Origin of the sequence: Amycolatopsis sp. NPDC051716 (genome assembly GCF_040681595.1) — a bacterium.
GTDB lineage: Bacteria > Actinomycetota > Actinomycetes > Mycobacteriales > Pseudonocardiaceae > Amycolatopsis.
The window spans coordinates 24592-42104 of sequence record NZ_JBFAZA010000057.1; the positions used below are offsets into that span (position 1 = coordinate 24592).

Annotated in this window: 13 protein-coding genes and 2 pseudogenes; 4 read left to right on the forward strand and 11 right to left on the reverse strand. The window is 72.1% G+C overall.

The window, feature by feature from the left end; all coding sequences use genetic code 11:
- Positions 1-50 precede the first annotated feature (50 nt).
- A complete protein-coding gene (locus AB0M30_RS44525) occupies positions 51-953 on the reverse strand; it encodes a leucine-rich repeat domain-containing protein (protein ID WP_364597806.1) in 903 nt (300 codons plus the stop codon).
- A complete protein-coding gene (locus AB0M30_RS44530) occupies positions 950-2407 on the reverse strand; it encodes a hypothetical protein (RefSeq protein ID WP_364597809.1) in 1458 nt (485 codons plus the stop codon). Before AB0M30_RS44530 ends, AB0M30_RS44525 begins: the two co-directional genes overlap by 4 nt.
- 196 nt (positions 2408-2603) lie before the next feature.
- Between AB0M30_RS44530 and AB0M30_RS44535 the strand changes: the two genes are divergently transcribed.
- Positions 2604-3212: an HAD family acid phosphatase gene (locus AB0M30_RS44535; RefSeq protein ID WP_364597811.1), complete on the forward strand. Its 609-nt coding sequence runs from the start codon at positions 2604-2606 to the stop codon at positions 3210-3212.
- Positions 3213-3219: 7 nt separating this feature from the next.
- On the opposite strand, the gene AB0M30_RS44540 is transcribed toward AB0M30_RS44535, so the two are convergent.
- Positions 3220-4158: a LacI family DNA-binding transcriptional regulator gene (locus AB0M30_RS44540; RefSeq protein ID WP_364597814.1), complete on the reverse strand. Its 939-nt coding sequence runs from the start codon at positions 4156-4158 to the stop codon at positions 3220-3222.
- Between the two features lie 48 nt (positions 4159-4206).
- On the opposite strand from AB0M30_RS44540, the pseudogene AB0M30_RS44545 reads away from it, so the two are divergent.
- Positions 4207-5507: pseudogene (locus AB0M30_RS44545) on the forward strand (CaiB/BaiF CoA-transferase family protein).
- Between the two features lie 246 nt (positions 5508-5753).
- Here AB0M30_RS44545 and AB0M30_RS44550 read toward each other — a convergent pair.
- Entirely contained in the window at positions 5754-6509 is a 756-nt protein-coding gene (locus AB0M30_RS44550; protein ID WP_364597817.1) for a CoA ester lyase, read from the reverse strand.
- 109 nt (positions 6510-6618) lie between these two features.
- Between AB0M30_RS44550 and AB0M30_RS44555 the strand changes: the two genes are divergently transcribed.
- On the forward strand, positions 6619-6789 hold the full coding sequence (locus AB0M30_RS44555; protein WP_364597820.1) for a hypothetical protein: 171 nt from the start codon (positions 6619-6621) through the stop codon (positions 6787-6789).
- A 6-nt stretch (positions 6790-6795) separates the two neighbouring features.
- On the opposite strand, the gene AB0M30_RS44560 is transcribed toward AB0M30_RS44555, so the two are convergent.
- The 7 genes and pseudogenes from AB0M30_RS44560 to AB0M30_RS44590 form a co-directional block, all read right to left on the reverse strand.
- On the reverse strand, positions 6796-7464 hold the full coding sequence (locus AB0M30_RS44560) for an HAD family hydrolase (protein WP_364597823.1): 669 nt from the start codon (positions 7462-7464) through the stop codon (positions 6796-6798).
- Entirely contained in the window at positions 7461-8342 is an 882-nt protein-coding gene (locus tag AB0M30_RS44565; RefSeq protein WP_364597826.1) for a LysR substrate-binding domain-containing protein, read from the reverse strand. The genes AB0M30_RS44560 and AB0M30_RS44565 overlap by 4 nt, the downstream gene beginning before the upstream one ends.
- Before the next feature lie 14 nt (positions 8343-8356).
- Positions 8357-8526, reverse strand: a pseudogene (locus AB0M30_RS44570) (DoxX family protein); the annotation flags it as partial.
- A gap of 4 nt (positions 8527-8530) precedes the next feature.
- The gene (locus tag AB0M30_RS44575) at positions 8531-10846 is read right to left on the reverse strand and encodes a glycoside hydrolase N-terminal domain-containing protein (RefSeq protein WP_364597829.1); all 2316 of its coding nucleotides are present in this window, start codon (positions 10844-10846) and stop codon (positions 8531-8533) included.
- Positions 10847-10942: 96 nt separating this feature from the next.
- Positions 10943-11707 (reverse strand): NAD(P)H-binding protein, encoded by a 765-nt coding sequence (locus AB0M30_RS44580; protein WP_364597832.1) that lies wholly within the window; start codon positions 11705-11707, stop codon positions 10943-10945.
- Between the two features lie 58 nt (positions 11708-11765).
- Positions 11766-15347: a CARDB domain-containing protein gene (locus AB0M30_RS44585; protein ID WP_364597834.1), complete on the reverse strand. Its 3582-nt coding sequence runs from the start codon at positions 15345-15347 to the stop codon at positions 11766-11768.
- A gap of 204 nt (positions 15348-15551) precedes the next feature.
- Positions 15552-15992: a helix-turn-helix domain-containing protein gene (locus AB0M30_RS44590; RefSeq protein WP_364597838.1), complete on the reverse strand. Its 441-nt coding sequence runs from the start codon at positions 15990-15992 to the stop codon at positions 15552-15554.
- A gap of 129 nt (positions 15993-16121) precedes the next feature.
- On the opposite strand from AB0M30_RS44590, the gene AB0M30_RS44595 reads away from it, so the two are divergent.
- The gene (locus tag AB0M30_RS44595; protein ID WP_364597841.1) at positions 16122-17318 is read left to right on the forward strand and encodes a thiolase family protein; all 1197 of its coding nucleotides are present in this window, start codon (positions 16122-16124) and stop codon (positions 17316-17318) included.
- The last annotated feature ends 195 nt before the right edge of the window (positions 17319-17513 follow it).

The following is a 17513-nucleotide window of genomic DNA, read 5'->3' on the forward strand; positions in this document are numbered from 1 at the left end:
CACCCGGACCGCCGGGTGCGCTGTGCACGCACCTGGTGGGAACCCGGTGGTCAGCCGATGGCCAGAGCGGGCAGCGCGGCGCGGAGGGCGGCGATCTGGCCTGCCGGCACGGGCGTGTCGTCCAGGGTGATCTCGGCCAGGTGCCGGAGGGCGTGCAGCGGGGTGAGGTCGGCCACCTTCGTTCCCGACAGGTTCAGCTCCCGGAGTTCGCTCAGCGCGGCCAAAGGCGCGAGGTCGGCTATCGGCGTGTTGTACAGGAGCAGTTCGGTCGCCCGGGCCGCCCGTTCGATTCCCGCGAGGGACTCGAGGCTCGTGCCACTCAGATCCAGCCTGCGCGCGGCGGCCAGCCACGGCAAGGCAGCGAGCGCGGTCAGGGTGGTGATCGGGGTTTCGGAGACCGACAGTTCGGTCAGGTGCGGCAGCCACGTCAGCGGAGTCAGGTCGGCCACGGCGGCGCCGGCGAGCTGCAACTCGGTCAGGTTCGGCAAGGTGGCGACGACGGCCAGGTCGGCTATCCCGGTGTGTGCCACGTCGAGGGTTGTCAGTGCGGTCAGGTCGCGAAGGGGTTCGAGGGTGCGGATCCGGCTGGCCCGCAGGCGGAGGACGCGCAGGCTGTGCGCTTCCTGCAGCGGCGCGAGGTCGTCCACCGGGGTACTGCTCAGGTCCAGCTCACGGAGCTTCGTCAACCCGCGCAGCGGGCTCAGGTCGTGGACGGCGCGGCCGGGGAGGATCAGGACTTCCAGGTCGGTGGCGCCGCCCAGAGGGGCCAGGTCCAGCGGAACGCCGATCGGCGTCCGGTGCGGGTTCGTGTGCCGCAGGCGGAGTTCGCGCAGCTTCGGTGCGTGGATCAGCGGGTCGAGGGTCGGCGGCGAGACGTTCACCAGGTCGACCACCTCGGTGTCCTCGGTCAGCCTCAGGCCGCCGAGGGACGGCTCGGTGTCCGGCGCGGTCACGGCGGGCTCGGGAGGTTGTGGAAGCGGGCGGCGAGCCAGTCGATGAGCGTCTTGTCCCGGCCGGCGTCGCCCAGGAGGTGCCCGTACTGCTTGGCGGCTTCGGCGACCATCGCCTCGGCAGCGCCCTTGTCGGAGAACGGGCCGGGTGGCAGCGCCAGGCCCGTCACCAGCTCCCCCAGCAGGCCCATCGCGCGGGCGATGCTCTCGATGATCGTGACGTCGAGCGTGGTCACCTTCGCGTGCGCCACGGACTGGGTGTGGATGGTCAGGTCGGCCACCTGCGACAGCTCCATGATGAGGGCGCGGTCGTCGGTGAACGGCTTGCCGTCGCCCCGGAGCTTCGCCTTGCGCACGCCCCGCAGCCACATGTGCGCGTCCGCCGCCGCGTCCCAGGCGTGCTGGAGGTGGTCGCCCGCGATCTTCCGCACGACGTCGGTCCGCGTGATGACACCGCCGCCCTTGACGATGTTGGGTTTGAACGTGTGTCCCACGAACGAGCTGACACCCATCGCGCGGCGAGGCAGCTCTTCGAAGTGCGCGGCGTTGTTGACCTTGTCGAGCTCGCTCATCGCCTCGAAGCCGGGGGTGGCGTAGTAGCCGAGGTCCACGACCGAACCGGAGCCGAGGTGGGCTGACTCGTGGATCAGCGTCGCCTTGCTTTCCGCCGGGTTGGTTCCCTTCACCACGTCCACGAGCAGGTGCATCACCTGCGCCGAGTGCGATGCCCAGCCACCGAGGGAGATCTCGGGGTCGTCCAGGTTGTAGTCGGTGGTGACGTGCTTCTCGAGGTCGCTCGCCACGGTGGCCAGCGCGGAACGTGCCGCGGCGTACCGGGACTTGGCGACGGCGTCCTGGCCGCCGAACACCGCCGTCAGCCCGGCCGCGTCGCCCTCGACCGTCGCCATCAGGGCACCGGCGTCCTTCATCAGCGCCTTGAGCTTGGCCCGATCGGCCTTCTTCACCGCCGTGTCCGCGTCGAACACGGTCTGGTAGACCAGCGATCGGTCGGCCGGGTCGAGTGCCTTCTCGAATTCCTTCTGACTGATCACCCCCGGCCCGGGGAAGATCTTGGCGACGATCGACGGCACCGGGTCCTTCGACTTGAGCCGCTTCTCGAACTGCATCCGGCCGAGGAGCTGCGCCACCCTGTCCTTGACGACGGCCTGCGGGATCCGGAGCTTCTTGTCCGTGTAGGCCGCCTTCAGGTCCGCGAAGTTCGGCAGGCGGGCCTGCACGTCGGAGCGCCCGAGGGTCGCGGCGACCGGGTGCACGTTCCCGGCGGACGGCCACAGCTCGACGGTGCCTTCGCCCGGTGAAAGGGCCGCGACGACCGCCTTGTTGCCCGCACGCCGCTGCCAGGAAAGCAGCGCACCCGCCGAGCTCGGCTCCGGGGACTCGACCGGCTGTCTCCTCGGCGAGGGCCGCGCTGTCACCTGCTCCCGGTTCCAGGGCATCCTCACTCCCCCACTCTAAGTCGGGCAGCACGGCCCGGACCGGCCGTCGCGGGGAAGGGCGGCGATGAACGCCCGAAAGGGCAGTCCCCGGCCGGGCGAACAGGGCGCGAACCGCCGACGATCACCGGCAGAACATGAAACAAATTCGGCTACTTGCCGGTACGATCACTTCCCACCGGCTGGTGGACTGTCTGCCATGTCACCCTCGAAAGCCCGCCTCGCCTTGGCCGGCACCGCCTCCGCCGTCCTGTTGCTGCTCGGGACCGCCGGCACCGCCGATGCCCGTTCCGCGGCCGCGCCGGCCGCCGGCTCGGCCGCCGCTCCCGCCTACGCCACCTGGATCGCGGACGTCACCGCGGTCACCACCCCGGCCGCCGACTACCTCGACCAGCGGCTCGCCGTCCCGGGCGGCCGGACCGCGATCGTGCTCGACATCGACAACACCAGCCTGGAGACCTACTACTCCGGCGGGATCACCACCCCGGCGGTGCAGCCGGTCCTGGCGCTCGCCAAGCTCGCCCAGGCCAAGGGGGCCGCGGTCTTCTTCGTCAGCGACCGCACCGAAATCCTCCGGTGGCCCACCGAAGGCAACCTGAAGGCGGTCGGCTACCCGATCGACGGGCTCTACCTGCGTCCCCTGTTCAACTTCGACCCGGTCCAGGCCAACAAGACCAAGGCGCGGACCGCCATCGAACAGGCCGGGTACGCCATCGTCGCGAACATCGGCAACAACCTCACCGACCTCAACGGCGGGCACGCGGAGCGGACCTTCAAACTGCCCGACTACAACGGCGTCCTGTCCTGACACCGGCTCAGGCGACGGGAGCGATCGTCTCCCCGGCCACCGGCGGGCAGGCGAGCAGCCGATGCCCGCCGGCCCCCGTGCCGACGAGGGACGCCAGCAGCCGCACCGCCTCGCGCCCGAGCGCACGCCGTGGCACCTCGAAGCCGCTGATCTCCGGGCCGGGCGTCCCGGACGGCGGGCGGCCCAGGACCGCCAGGGAGACGTCGCCGGGCACCGTCGCCCCGGCCGCCCGCAGAGCCCGCTGCGCCGGGGCGAGGACGGCCTCGTCCACCACCAGCGCGGTCACGCCCTCGGCGAGCCAGCCGCGGATCGCCGCCGCGCCGAGGCCGGTGCCGTCGGCGGCGACCACCAAGCCGACCGCGCCGGCCTCGGCGCGGATCCCGCGTTCGCGTTCGCGCGCGGCCGGGGTGTCGGCCGGCTCGCGCAGGTAGCGGATCCGCCGGTGGCCCGCTCGCACCAGCCGGGCGACCACCTCGGCCGAGGCCGGCGCGTAGTCGGCGTCGACACAGGGAACGCGGTCGCCGAGCTCGGCACAGCGTCCGATGTGGACGATCGGAAAGCCGCCGGTGAGCAGCTCTTCGGGAACGGGACCGCCGAGGAACAGGCAGCCGTCGGCGAGCCGGGTGCGGCGGGCGAGCGCGGGACCCGCCGCGGCGAACATGATCAGGTCCTTGCCGAGTGCGGCCGCCTCCGCCGCGATGCCGGCCAGGACCGCCTGGTGCGCCTCGAACACCGGGGTGGCGGCGCAGATCCCGAAGAGGTCTTGGCACGCCGGCCGCTTCGCCAGCGGATCGGCGTAACCCAGCCGCCGGGCGGCTTCCAGCACCCGCAGCCGCGTCGACTCCGCCAGCCGGACGCCCGTGCGGTTGCCGCCGAGCACCACCGACACCGTCGCCTGGGAAACCCCCGCCACACGCGCGATGTCGGCCTGCCGCACCCTGCCCATCGGGTACCTCGCTCGCCGGTCGCCGCTGATCAGCTGATCCGATTCAGAGTGCAAGCCCGCCCAGGGGCCGTCAACGGTTTTGCCCGAAACTCCAGCAGATCCGACCCGCGCATACTGATACGTATCACTCCCCGCATCGCCGGTTCGGTCCGGCTCGGGTGGCAGGATGCGGCCATGCGTTCCTTGCCCCTCGACGGCGTCACCGTCGTGTCGTGCGAACAGGCCGTCGCCGCGCCGCTGGCCACCCGGCACCTGGCCGACCTCGGGGCCCGCGTGCTCAAGATCGAACGGCCGGGCACCGGCGACTTCGCCCGCGCCTACGACGAGACCGTGCACGGCCTCTCCAGTCACTTCGTCTGGCTGAACCGGTCGAAGGAAAGCGTCACGCTGGACCTCAAGAGCGACGCGGCGGCCGACGTCATGGCCGCGCTGCTGGACCGCGCCGACGTGTTCGTGCAGAACTTCGCACCCGGCGTCGCGGAGCGGCTCGGGCTGGGCGCGGCCACCCTGCGCGCGACCCGGCCGCGGCTGATCACGTGCTCGGTGTCGGGCTACGGCTCGACCGGCCCGTACCGCGACGCGAAGGCGTACGACCTGCTCATCCAGTCCGAAGCCGGGCTGGTGTCGGTCACCGGATCCGCGGCGGAGCCGGCCAAGAGCGGCATCCCGGCCGCGGACATCGGCGCCGGCATGTACGCCTTCTCCGGCATCCTGTCCGCGCTGTACGACCGCGAGCGGACCGGGCTGGGCACCGAACTCGAAGTCAGCCTGTTCGACTCGCTCGTCGAATGGATGGGCTTTCCGCTGTACTACGCCGGGTACGGCGGGACACCGCCACCGCGGACGGGCACCAGCCACGCCGCGATCGCCCCTACGGCACCTTCGCCGCGGGCGACGGGACCGAGCTGGTGCTGGCGGTCCAGAACGACCGCGAGTGGGCGGCGTTCTGCGAGCACGCGGTCGCCCGCCCGGACTGGGTCACCGACCCACGGTTCGCCACGGGCAGCGCGCGGGTGGCGAACCGGGCCGCCCTGGAAGCCGGGATCGACGCGATCTTCGCCGAGCTCACCGGCGCCGAGCTGGAGACGCGGCTGCGGGCGGGCCGCATCGCGCACGCCCGCCGCCGGGACCTGCCGGACGTCCTGGCCCACCCCCAGCTCACGGCGCGCGACCGGTTCGCCGAGGTCGCCACCCCGGCCGGGCCGATCCGGGCGACGCTGCCGCCGATCACGGTCCCGGGCCGGGCCCCGCGGATGGACCCGGTACCGGCACTGGGCGAGCACACGGACGCGGTGCTGACGGAGTTCGGCTTCGACGCGGAAGCGTTGCGGCGCCGGGGCGCGGTGTAGCGCAGGGCGGCCCGCGGGTTCGCGATGCGGGACCGCGCAGGTCATTCTCGGCCGGTGGTGTTGCCGACGGACCTCGGAGAAACCGCGCGCGAATCGACCTCAGCGAAGCTCGGCGCTACCCGGCTCCGCCCGCACTGGGCGGGGCGGCCGCGGTGGAAGGTGGCGGGGCGGCTTGGTGAAAAGCAACTCTCGCCCAACGCGCCGCGGTGCAGCCGGAAGCAGAACGCGTCGTTGCCCGTTCGGAGCTCATTCCCCCAGGATGTGCCGTGCTCGGGCGAGCACCGGCTTGTCCACCATCCGGCCGTCCACAACGGACACCCCGTCCCCCGCCGCCACGACCCGGCGGGCCCAGGCGCGTTCGGCCTCCGTCGGTGTGAAGCCGGCCCGGACCACGGCCACCTGCTTCGGGTGGATGCAGAGCTTGCCGCCGAAACCCAGGCGGCGCGCGTAGCGGACGTCCTCCTCCAGCGGCGAGCCGGCGCCCAGATCCGTGGTGACGCCGTCCACCGGCGGCGCGAGGCCGGCCGCCGCCGAGGCGATCACCAGCCGCGAACGCGCGTACGCGAACGGCTCCCGGTCTTCCGGCGCGACCCCGAGCTGGGCCGCCAGGTCCACGCTGCCGAACGCCAGCCGCGTCACCGACGGCACCGCGGCCAGTTCACCGGCGCGTTCCACCCCGAGCGCGGTCTCGACGAGGGCGACCACCGCACCGAACCCGGCGAGCACTCCCGGCGTCTCGGCCTTCGGCACCATCACCGGCACGCCCCGCACGGCCACCAGCTCGGCGTCCGCGTCGAACCACGGCGTGCCCGGCGCGTTGATCCGGACCATCGCCCGGTGGCTCTCCAGCCACTCACCCGCCGCCGCGCGGGCCGCGTCCTTGGCCGCGGGAGCGACGGCGTCCTCGAGGTCGAGGATCACGACGTCGGCGCCACTGGCGAGCGCCTTGCCGAAGCGGTCGGGCCGGTCGCCGGGCACGAACAGGAACGTCGTCGCGGCCACCCGGTCACGATAGCGGGTAAGGGGCCGGCCGGCGCCGGACTGCGTGTTCACCCGATGCGGGCGCCGAACCCTCAGGACGATCGTGGGCTCCACGACGAAAGGAGCCACCATGCGAGGCGACTGGATCCACGACTGGGTGCAGGTGGAGATGGACTACCGGGCCGGGGCGCGCCCGGAGCCGGCGTTGCAGACGCCGAGGGAACGGCAGCCCGCGAAGCCGTGGAAGGCGCTGTGGACCGCGGTGTTCCCGCCGCACCGGGCCGGGTTGCGCCACCCGTGACCGCGGTCAGCGGGCTCCGGCGTGCACCCGCTCGACCGTCTCGGCCAGGCCGGCGAGATCGGGCAGGACCGCGTCCGCCACCGCCGGGTCCTGCGGGCCGGCGTGCCGGTTGACCCACACGCGCGGGATGCCCAGCGCCTGGGCCGGCACCATGTCGTGGAAGTGGCTCTGCGCCACGTGCACCCAGTTCGCGGCCGTCGCGTCGAAGGATGCGGCGAACCGCCGGAAGTGACCGTGCCCCGGCTTGTACTCGCCGACGTCCTCCGCGGTCACGATCGCGTCGATCGGCACCGCGAGCCGCCGCTGGGTCTCGCCGATGAGGTCGCGGTCGCAGTTCGTCAGCAGCGCGAGCCGCCAGCCCGCTTCCCGCAGCGCGGCCAGCGCCGGCCGGGTGTCCGGGAAGACCGGCCAGTACGGCAGGCCGGTCCCGAGCACCGAAGCGTCGTCCGCCACCAGCTCCAGCCCGGCTTCGGCCGCGGTCCGGCGCAGGGACTCGGCGAGCACCTCCCGGTACCGCCGGACCGGCGCCTCGGCCTGCACCTGCGGCTCGAACCGGTTATAGACCTCCAGCAGCTCCGCGCCGCGGCCGGGGTACAGCAGCTCGAGCCCGGTGGCGATGCCGTGGCGCCAGTCCACCAGCGTGCCGAAGCAGTCGAACGTCGCCCAGCGGATCATCGTGTCCTCTCCCCTGCGTCGGCCAGGTCCGCGAAGATCTCCGCGAACTCGAAGATCACCCGCGACCGCCGGCCGGATACCCACGCCAGGCACACCTCGTTCGGCGGCAGGTCCTCGACCGGCACGCGCACCACGTCGGGCCGGGTGTAGTACTCCGACGTCGACCGCGGGACGACCGCGATCCCCCGCCCGGCGGCCACGTGCTCGAGCTTCTCCTCCACGCTCCGGAACGCCCGCCGCGCCGGTGCGGCGCCTTCGCGCAGCTCGACCGCGATGTCGCGCCACTCCGGCACCGCGTCCGGGTCGTTGAGCAGGTGCTCGTCCACGAGGTCGCCGACCCGCACCGACTCCTTGCCGGCCAGCCGGTGACCGGCGTGCAGCACGGCCACGCGCGGCTCGCGGAACAGCGGCCGGACGCTCAGCCCGCGCCGGTCCACCGGCAGCCGGATCACGCTGACGTCGGCGCGGCCGTCGTGGAGGACTTCGGTCTGGTCGTCCCACGTCGTGCGCAGGAGCTCCACCGCCAGGCCGGGCTGCCGCGCCGAGAGCTCGCGGACCGCGCCGGTGACCGTGATGCCCGGCATGAACGCCACGGTGAACGCCGAAGTGCCGCGCGCGGCCGTCGCGACCCGGCGGCGGAGGGCGTCGGCCGAGGCCAGCAGCGGCCGCGTGTCTTCCAGCAGCTGACGCCCGGCCGCGGTGAGCTCGGTCGACCGCCTGTCGCGGCGGAACAGCTGCGCCCGCAGCTCGCCTTCCAGGGCCCGGATCTGCCGCGAAAGCACCGGCTGCGCGATGTGCAGCCGCGCGGCGGCGCGCCCGAAGTGCAGTTCTTCGGCGACCGCCACGAAGTACCGCAGCTTGCGCAGATCGACGTCCATCGGGCTCCAGGGTATTAGCCCGCGAAGCGGCCCGCCGCCCGCAGCACCGCCAGCACGACGTTCCTCGGCAGCGCCTTGGTCTCACCAGCCCGGCCACGGCCAGTGGCGTCAGCACCGGGGCGATGTCCAGCGCCCAAGGCAGGATCAGCCCGATCGCGCCGAGGATCCTCACCGCACCGATACCCGCCTCAACTCGGCCGGACCGTGACCGACGCCCCCGGCCGCAGGGTGACGGTCCGCCGCCAGGTCCCGGCCCGCACCTCGAGCCGGGTGCCGCCGACGCTGCGGATCACCGCCCGGGTGACCTTCCCGGCACGCCATTCGAGGTCCACCTCGAACCCGCCGCGCGCGCCGATCCCGGTCACCCGGCCCGAAGCCGCCCACGCCGACGGCAGCGCCGGGAGCAGCTCCAGCACCCCCGGGCGCGAGTGGACGAGCATTTCGAGCATGGCCGTGGGCGCGCCGAGGTTCGCGTCGATCTGGAAGATCGTGTAGCTGCCCTGGCTGTACATGTCGAAGAAGTTGGGCGCGGTGCCGTTGCCGTTCGCCACCGACGGCCGCAGCACGGTGAGCAGCAGCTGGTACGCGCGATCGGCGTCCTTGAGCCGCGCCCAGCACGCCGATCGCCACGCGGTCGCCCAGCCGAAGCTGTCCATCCCGCGCGCGATCAGCAACGCCCGGACGCCGTCGAGCAGCTCGCGCGGGGCCGTGTCGGCCGCGATGCGATCACCCGGGAAGAAGCCGATCAGCGGGGACAGGTGCCGATGCGTGGTCTCGCCGAGGTTGTCCGGCGACATCCACTCCTCGAGCCAGCCGGTCGACGGGCTCACCTTCGGCAGGTACAGCTTCTTCTGCAGCCCGGCGATCCGGTCTCCGTACGCGCGATCCCGGCCCAGCACCGCGGTGGCCTCGCGGTAGTGCTCGAACAGGTCCCAGACGATCTCCTGCGCGTAGGTGATCCCGCGGGCGTCCTGCGGGCCGTGTTCGGGCGACCAGTCGTGGTCGTCGACGAGCACCTCGCGGCCGTCGACCGTCATCGGGATCAACCGGGCGTCCCAGAACTCGGCCGCCCCCTTCAGCAGCGGGTAGATCCGCGCGAGGTACGCCTTGTCCTGGGTGAAGGAGTAGTGGTCCCACAGCGAGTTGCACAGCCACGCGTTGCCGCCGGGGTGCCACCACCAGCCGGAGCCGCCGTAGATGTTCGTGGAGAACGCGACCGCCCAGCCGGCCACCTTCCCGCTCGTGTTGCGGAAGCGGTTCCTCGGGTCGTTGAACAGCCGGTTCGTGCTGTCGGTCCACACGGGAAGCTGCGCGAGGCAGTAATCGGCCAGGGCAGTGAAGCTCCCGGGCAGCGCCGCGCGGTCGGCCAGCCAGTAGTTCATCTGGAGGTTGATGTCGGTGTGGTAGTCGCTCATCCAGTCCGGCGTGTTCGTGTTCTGCCACAGGCCCTGCAGGCCCATCGGCAGGCCGTCGCGCGAGCCGGTGATCGTCAGGTAGCGCCCGAACTGCAGGTAGCTCGCCTCCAGCTCCGGATCGGGCACGCCCGGCTGGTCGTGGCGGGCGACCAGCCGCGACCACGTGTCCAGGGCCCGCTTCGCCGGCGGAGACTGCCCCAGGTCCACGCTCATCCGGTCGTACAGCCGCCGGTAGTCGGCGACGTGGGTCGCCCGCAGGGCCCCGCCGCCCACGGTCAGCGCCGCGGCCGCCTTCCGCTTCGCCAGGACCAGGGGGTCGAGCGAGGTGTCGAGGAACTTCCGCGCCGCGTCGGGGACGTAATTCGTGCCGCCGCTGAGCACGACGACGACCTCGCTGCTCCCGCTGAAGGCCAGCCCACCCGACGTCGTCACCGTGCAGGCGTACTTCAAGCCGTTGGCGAACGCGCCGGTGAACGCTCCGGCACCGGCCGCCGGTTCGCCGCGGGTCGGTTCCAGCGACACCGACCCGGTGACGGGCCCGCCGCTGAGCCGGACCACCACGACGTCGTCGGGGTGGCTCGCGAAGTACTCGCGACGGTACTGCACGCCCCGGTGCCGGTAGGTGATCACGACCAGGCCGTTGCCGAGGTCGAGCGTGCGCCGGTAGTCCGTGACGCCGGTGTGGGCCGGGACCGCGATCCGCAGCTTCGCGAGCAGGCCGAGCGTGCCGAACTTCTCGGTCTCGTAGGGGAATTGGCCGTCGTCCTGGAGGACGTCGTTGGGGCCGCCGGTCCACAGCGACGCGTCGGCGAGGTAGAGGAAGTCGGCGGCCGGGTCACCCCCGACGAGCGCACCGATCCGACCATTGGCGATCGGCAGGCCCTGTTCGATGATTTTCGACTCGCTCGCGGGCGCCGGGTACCACAGGGTGGTGGCCGGCGTGGGCGGGGCGAGGTCCTCCCCGGCCGGTCGGACGACATCGGCGTTGGCAGCAAAGGGACGTAGGCCACCCAGCGCAACACCGGCGCCGACCGCGCCACCGAGTTTGAGGAAGGACCGCCGCGACGACGGGAGAGGCAGTTCCGGCATGGGTCATCCGTTCGGCGTGGGCGGAAAACGGCTGCGGAGCCCGCCAAACATATGATCTATCCGGCCCGGTGGTCAAGAATCTTCGGGATGGACCGGTTACCCGTGATCGGCTCGCTCGGCCAGGTACTCGCGGAACGTGATCTCGCCTTCGCGGTGCGCGGGAGCCAGATGGCCGCCGTCGGCGTAGGCCCGGAACGTCTCCCCCGGCACCTTGAGCGGCACGATCCGCCGGCGCCGCGCGCTCGCCTCGGCGACCGCCTGGGCCAGCTCGGCCGCGGAAAGGATCTCCGGGCCGCCGAAGTCGGGCGCCCGGCCGGCCGGATCGTCCAGCGCGTGGCCGGCGAGGCGGCGGGCGACGTCCCGGACGTCGACCGGCTGGAACGAGATGCGCGGCACCGGCACCACCGGCAGCCGCGACGCGCCCGCGAGCAGGGTGCGGACCAGGCCGTGGAACTGGGTGGCCCGCTGGATCGTGTGCGGCAGGCCCGAGGCGGCGATCAGCTGCTCGGTCTCGTGCTTGGCCCGGTAGTAGCCGAGCGGGACCCGGTCGACGCCGACGATCGAGACGTACACCAGGTGCGGGCCGCCGGCCCACCGCGCCGCCTCGACCAGCGTGCGCGCGAGCTGCGCTTCCCGCCCGAGGTAGTCGGTGGCGCAGTGGACGACCACGTCCACGCCGGCGACGGCGCTGTCGACGCCGCGGCCGGTCCGCAGGTCGCCGCGGACGACGTCCGGGGCGGCCCGGCGGCTCAGCACGCGGACCTCCTCGCCCGCCGCCCGCAGCCGGGCCACCACCGCAGTGCCCAGAGCTCCGGTGCCGCCGGTGACCAGGATCCGCACGTCGACCACCTCCGGCGTCATCCTGGCACGGCGAGGGCCCGCCGGGAACGGCTTTCCCGGCGGGCCCGCGCGGCCTGGCTCAACTGCGGTTGATGGTGAACGTGGTGGTGCGGTTGCGGATGTCCTCGGCGTTGTCGGCCAGGGTGAGCCCGGTGAAGGTCGCCGAGCCGACGGCCGGGCCCTGGCCCGGTTCCGGCAGCTCGTTGGCCCAGATCCCGATCCCGGACTTGGCGTCGAAGGCGTCCCCGCTGCGGTGGGCGCCGGTGATCGACACGTTCGTCAGCACGGTGTCCTCGACCGGGTGCTCCGGACCGCCGTTGTACTTGGTCTGGAACATGATGCCGCTGTAGGTCGGGCTCTGGATGTCCACATCGGACACCCGGATGCCGCGGAACTCCTTGGACGCGGAGAACAGCCAGATCGCCGGGAAGGTTTGCTGGCCCCAGAAGTGGCCGCCGTCCCGGACCAGGGAGGCGTTCTGGACCGTCGTCGGCTGCGGCCCGAACCCGAGGAACGGGTAGCCGAAGTCGAGCGAGCTGATCGTGATCGCCGAATAGGTCAGCGTGTCCGCGATGTAGAGGTTCCGGAAGGTGTTGTCGTACCCGCCGTACACCGCCAGCCCGGCCGCGCGCCACGGGGTGAGCGCGGTCAGGTTCTCGAACACGTTGCCGTACTGGTTGCCCGGGTTGAGGTCCGTGGCGGCGAACAGCGCGAAGCTGTCGTCACCGGTGGACCGGGCTTCGTTGTTGGTGACGTGGTTGCCCGTACTGCCGTTGGTGAGGTTGACGCCGTCGGCGAAGGTGTCGCGGATCCGGGAGTTCTCGATCGTGGTGTCGTCCACATTGGTGCCCCAGACCATGACCACCTGGTGCTCCACCCAGATGTCGTCGATCGTCAGGTTCGCGACGTTCGTCAGGTTGAACACCTTGCCGGGACCGTCGATGCGAGAGGTGTAGTTCCCGAACACGGCGAACCCGCTGAAGGTCGAGCCGTTGGCGCTCGACTGCACGTCGATGCCGATGTCGGTGTTCTCCTGACCCGAAGGCGCGGAGAACTTCGTGAACCACGGCCCGGCGCCGGTGACCGTGACGGCCTTGCCGTAGACGTTCAGCTTGCTCGACAGGGTGTAGTTCCCGGCAGGCAGGTAGACCCCGGTGAGGGTGGTGTCCTGCCGGACCTTGTCGAGCGCGCTCTGGACGTCCTGCTGGGTGAACCCGGCGGGCACCGCGAAGTGCGCCGGGTCGGGGTTCGCCTTCGCGGTCGCCTGCTCCAAGCTGACGAAGTCGATCGCGTAGTTCGTCGTGTTCGCCGCGTCCTTCTGCAGCTTGATCCGGCTGCCCGCGGGCACGGTGGTGCCGAGCAGCGTGCTCGCCTCGTCGTAGACGTGACGCGGCCCGGCGCCCGGTGAGTTGCCCGGGCCGGTTTCGGCGCCGTAGAGCCACGCGTAGTGCGAGGTCAGGTCGATCGCCTTGAGGAAGGTGCCGTTCACGTACACGTTCAGCGTCGAGTCGATGCCTCCGCCGCCCGCGGCGTCCGGGATGGAGAACCGCGTGACCAGGGTGTTGGTCGCCGCCCGGGTGGTGAACTCGACCGAGGAGCCGGTCGAGTTCAGCGTGACGGCCTTGCGGCCCGAGGCCTCGCCGGCGAGGTCGCCGATCGTGCGGTTGGGGCCGACCACGGCCGCGCCGCCGGCGACGACGCCGTCTTCGGCCTCGTACATGTCGTAGGGCATGTTCGCGCCGCGGCCGACGAACAACTGCTGCGTGCTGGTGTTGTTGGCCTGCTTCACGGGCAGCTCGTTGGCGTCGTTCGCGACGACCGTCTTCACGGTGTACCGGCCGTTGGCCGCGGTCCAGGTGCCGGCCGTCACCGGAGGCGCGGTGGCGCCGGCGGCGATGGCCCCGGTGTAGCTGCCGGTCAGCGTCTTGACGACGGTGCCGTTCTGGTCGGTGATCGTCACCGTGACGCCGTGGGCGCCGCCCGCGGACGCGATCGTGCCCTGGTTGCGCAGGGTCGTGGTGAAGGTGACCGTGTTCCCGGCCGCGGGGTTGCCCGGCGACCACGCCGTCGCCGCGACGAGGTCGGAGCTCTGCACCGGGCTGACGACGAGCGCCGTCGCGGCGGTGTAGGAGTTGTTGGCCTCGTTCTGTTCGATGACGGCGTTGGCCTCGTCGACCTTCGCGGTCAGCTGGTAGCTGCCGGCGTCCCGGGTGCCGAGGTTCGCCGACACCGTCGTCGACGCGCCGGCCGCGAGGGCGCCGACGTTCGCGGTGCCGACCTTGGTCGTGCCCAGGTAGAAGTTGACGTTCGTCGCGCCGGAGGCCGCCGTCCCGGCGTTGCGGACGGTCGCCGACGCGGTGATCGCGTCGGTCTCCACGGGGTTCTGCGGCGACCACGTCACGCCCGAGATCGTCAGGTCCGGGTTGGGCGCGGGGACACCGAAGACCTGGAACTCCGCGGCCTGCCCGCCGCCCGCGCCGGAGTTGGCGGTGACGCGCAGGCGCACGTCGGCGACGCGGCCGCCGAGCGGGATCGTCACGGAGTTGCCGGTCGCGGGGCTGAAGCTGTAGGTCTGCGCGGCGGCGAGGGTGGTGAACGCGGACGCGCTCTGCTCACGGCCTTCGACGGCGATCGTCTGGGTCCGCGGACCCCACGCCGGGTCGGGGTTGAGCTTCACGACCACCTGGTTCAGGTCGGCGTTCGCACCGAGCGCGACGGTCAGCAGGTTCGGGTAGGTCCCGCCGCCGCCTTCCCAGTACGTGGCCGCGGAGTCGTCGTTGGCGTTGGCCGCCACGTACGTCCACTCCGTCGAGGACGCCGTGATCGGCTTGCCCAGGGCGAGGTTCGTGCCGGCCCGGGTGCCGGTGCGCGTCACGGTGGCGCTGTTCGCCGACTGGTTGCCCGCGGCGTCCTTCGCGCGGACGAAGTAGGAGACGGTGGTGCCGTCGGGCTGCGTGTCGGTGTAGGTCAGGACGTTCCCGGCGACGCTGCCACGCAGCTGGTCGTTCGCGTAGACGTCGTAGCCGGCGACACCGGTGTTGTCGGTCGACGCCGACCAGGTGAGCCGGATCTGGCCACTCGCGGGCTGGGTGTAGGCGAGGTTGGCGGGCGCCGACGGCGGCAGGGTGTCACCGCCGGCGGGGCCGTGCACCTCGAACTCCGCCAGCTGCGCGGCGGGCCAGCCGGAGTTCGCCGTGACGTTCAGGCGGACGTACCGGGTGTTCGCGGTCAGGTTCAGGGTGACGGTGTTGGCCGTCGCGGGATCGAAGCGGTAGCCCGCCGAGGGGACCAGGTCGCTGAAACCCGTGCCGTTCGTGCTGCCCTGCACGCTGAAGGTCTCGGTGCGGGCCTCCCAGTTCGCGGGCAGCTTCAGCACGAGCTGGGCGACGTTGGTGGCGGTACCCAGGTCGGCCTGGACCCACTGCGGGAACTGGTTGTTCGCGCTCTCCCAGTAGGTGGCCTGGTTGCCGTCGCCGACGTTCGAAACGGGGTAGCCGGCGAGCTGGCTGCTCGCGCTGTAGGTCGCTGCGGCGGCCTGGACGGCGGCCTGGGTGGCGGCGGGTGCGGCCGGAGCAGCGCTCGCGGCCACGGCGGGAGCCGCGAGGAGCAGGGACAGGGCGGCGTAGGTGGCCGCGCGCGACAGAAGCCGCTTCGTTCTCATGGGGTTCCTCTGATCCGGGGAGGAGGGGAGACGACTCGGACGGAGACCGGGTGCTTCCTGACCGCTGCCGCGATTTGCCGGTGCTCTGTCAGGTTCTTGCGTTGATTCGTTCAAGAGTTACAGTGACGTGGGTCTCAAGTCAACGGCCGGACACGGAAAAGGCCTCCTCGCGGGATGCGAGGAGGCCTTTTGCGGGAAGGGAGGTCAGGCGTGCACGGCACCGAGGCGGATCGCGCGGGTGCCGGGGGCGTTCACCGGGTCACCGCAGTGGGCGCAGACGGTGGCCGGTTCCAGCACCTCACCGCAGGCGTGGCGCCAGAGCGTCGGCGGCTCACCCCGGTGGACGTACTTGTCACCCCAAGCCATCAGCCCGAGCAGCACCGGCTGGAGCGCGCGGCCGGCTTCGGTCGGGTGGTACTCGTGGCGCGGCGGGTGGGCTTCGTACTGGACCTTCTCGAGCACGCCGGCGTCGACGAGCTTGCGCAGCCGGGCGGCCAGGATGTCGCGGCTGGCGCCGGTGTTCTCGGCGATCTGGTTGAACCGCCGCTCGCCGAGCATGATCTCCCGCAGCGCGAGCAGGCTCCACCGTTCGCCGACGACCTCCAAAGCCTCGGCGACCGAGCACTCACGACCGCGCCGGACCATGCCACCTCCACGGGGTTGAAAATCCAACCTAGCACGTCAGCCTCCTGTGACGTGGCGAACAGCTGAGTTGTGAATCCCAACCGACGAGGCGTATACCGAAGGCATCCCATCTGCGAGGAGGCAGACGCCATGACGGACGCGGTGATCGTCGACGCGGTACGAACCCCGATCGGCAAGGGCAAGCCGAACGGCACGCTCGCCGGGGTGCACCCGGTCGACCTGCACGCCCACGCCCTGCGCTCGCTCGTCGACCGCACCGGCGTCGACCCGGCCCGGATCGACGACGTGATCAGCGGCGCGGTCGGCCAGATCGGCGAGCAGAGCATGAACACCGCCCGCTGGGCCGCGCTCGCCGCCGGACTGCCGGAGTCGGTGCCGGCGGTGACCGTCGACCGCCAGTGCGGCAGCAGCCAGCAGGCGATCCACTTCGCCGCACAGGGCGTCATCGCCGGCGCGTACGACGTCGTGATCGCTTCCGGCGTCGAGTCGATGAGCCGGGTGCCGATGGGCAGCCAGGTGGCCGGCCGCGACCCGTTCGGCCCGCAGATCGCCGCCCGCTACCCGGACGGCTTGGTGCCGCAGGGCATCAGCGCGGAGCTCATCGCCGCCAAGTGGGGCTTCACCCGCGCCGAGCTGGACGAGTTCTCCGCCGAAAGCCACCAGCGCGCCGCAACGGCATGGGCGGACGGCAAGTTCGCCGGCGAGGTGGCGCCATTGAAGGCCCCCGCCCCCGACGGCACGCTGCGTGAGATCACGACCGACGAGACGGTCCGGCCCGGCACCACACCGGAGATCCTCGCCGGCCTGAAGCCCGCGTTCCGCGCCGACGTCTGGGAGCAGCGCTTCCCGGACCTGGGCTGGCACATCACGGCGGGCAACTCGTCCCCGATCAACGACGGCGCGGCCGCACTGCTCATCACCAGCAGCGAGACGGCCACGGCACTGGGCCTGAAGCCCCGAGCCCGCATCCACAGCTTCGCGGTCGCCGGCGACGACCCGCTGTTCATGCTGACGGGCGTCATCCCGGCCACCCGCAAGGTCCTGGCACGCGCGGGCCTGGAGGTGTCGGACATCGACGCGTTCGAGGTCAACGAGGCATTCGCCAGCGTGGTACTGGCCTGGCAGCGCGAGATCGGAGCGGACCCGGCCAAGGTCAACATCAACGGCGGCGCAATAGCGCTGGGCCACCCCCTGGGCGGCAGCGGCGCCCGCCTGGCGACAACGCTGCTGTCGGTCCTGGAGCAGACGGGCGGCCGCTACGGCTTGCAGACAATGTGCGAGGCGGGCGGCCTGGCCAACGCAACGATCATCGAACGCCTGGACTGACGCACAAGGCCGGCCCGCCCTCCGGCAAGGGCGCCACACGGCCCGCAGCGGCCAACGCGCCGCACGACCCCGGCCCGCAGCGGGCCGACGTCCCGCACGCCCCGCCGGAAGCAGCCCAGCCCCCCTGCAACCCCGATCCGAAGCCAGAACACGGCCGGCGGTGCCGGGTCAAGGCACGCTTTCCCGCCTTGACCC

What these genes read in the sequence shown, in the direction of transcription:
- AB0M30_RS44540 (WP_364597814.1), bottom strand. Translation starts at nt 4,158, where the DNA reads ATGGGCAGGGTGCGGCAGGCCGACATCGCGCGTGTGGCGGGGGTTTCC.
- AB0M30_RS44595 (WP_364597841.1), top strand. Translation starts at nt 16,122, where the DNA reads ATGACGGACGCGGTGATCGTCGACGCGGTACGAACCCCGATCGGCAAG.
- AB0M30_RS44575 (WP_364597829.1), bottom strand. Translation starts at nt 10,846, where the DNA reads ATGCCGGAACTGCCTCTCCCGTCGTCGCGGCGGTCCTTCCTCAAACTC.
- AB0M30_RS44580 (WP_364597832.1), bottom strand. Translation starts at nt 11,707, where the DNA reads ATGACGCCGGAGGTGGTCGACGTGCGGATCCTGGTCACCGGCGGCACC.
- AB0M30_RS44565 (WP_364597826.1), bottom strand. Translation starts at nt 8,342, where the DNA reads ATGGACGTCGATCTGCGCAAGCTGCGGTACTTCGTGGCGGTCGCCGAA.
- AB0M30_RS44535 (WP_364597811.1), top strand. Translation starts at nt 2,604, where the DNA reads ATGTCACCCTCGAAAGCCCGCCTCGCCTTGGCCGGCACCGCCTCCGCC.
- AB0M30_RS44555 (WP_364597820.1), top strand. Translation starts at nt 6,619, where the DNA reads ATGCGAGGCGACTGGATCCACGACTGGGTGCAGGTGGAGATGGACTAC.
- AB0M30_RS44585 (WP_364597834.1), bottom strand. Translation starts at nt 15,347, where the DNA reads ATGAGAACGAAGCGGCTTCTGTCGCGCGCGGCCACCTACGCCGCCCTG.
- AB0M30_RS44530 (WP_364597809.1), bottom strand. Translation starts at nt 2,407, where the DNA reads ATGCCCTGGAACCGGGAGCAGGTGACAGCGCGGCCCTCGCCGAGGAGA.
- AB0M30_RS44560 (WP_364597823.1), bottom strand. Translation starts at nt 7,464, where the DNA reads ATGATCCGCTGGGCGACGTTCGACTGCTTCGGCACGCTGGTGGACTGG.
- AB0M30_RS44590 (WP_364597838.1), bottom strand. Translation starts at nt 15,992, where the DNA reads ATGGTCCGGCGCGGTCGTGAGTGCTCGGTCGCCGAGGCTTTGGAGGTC.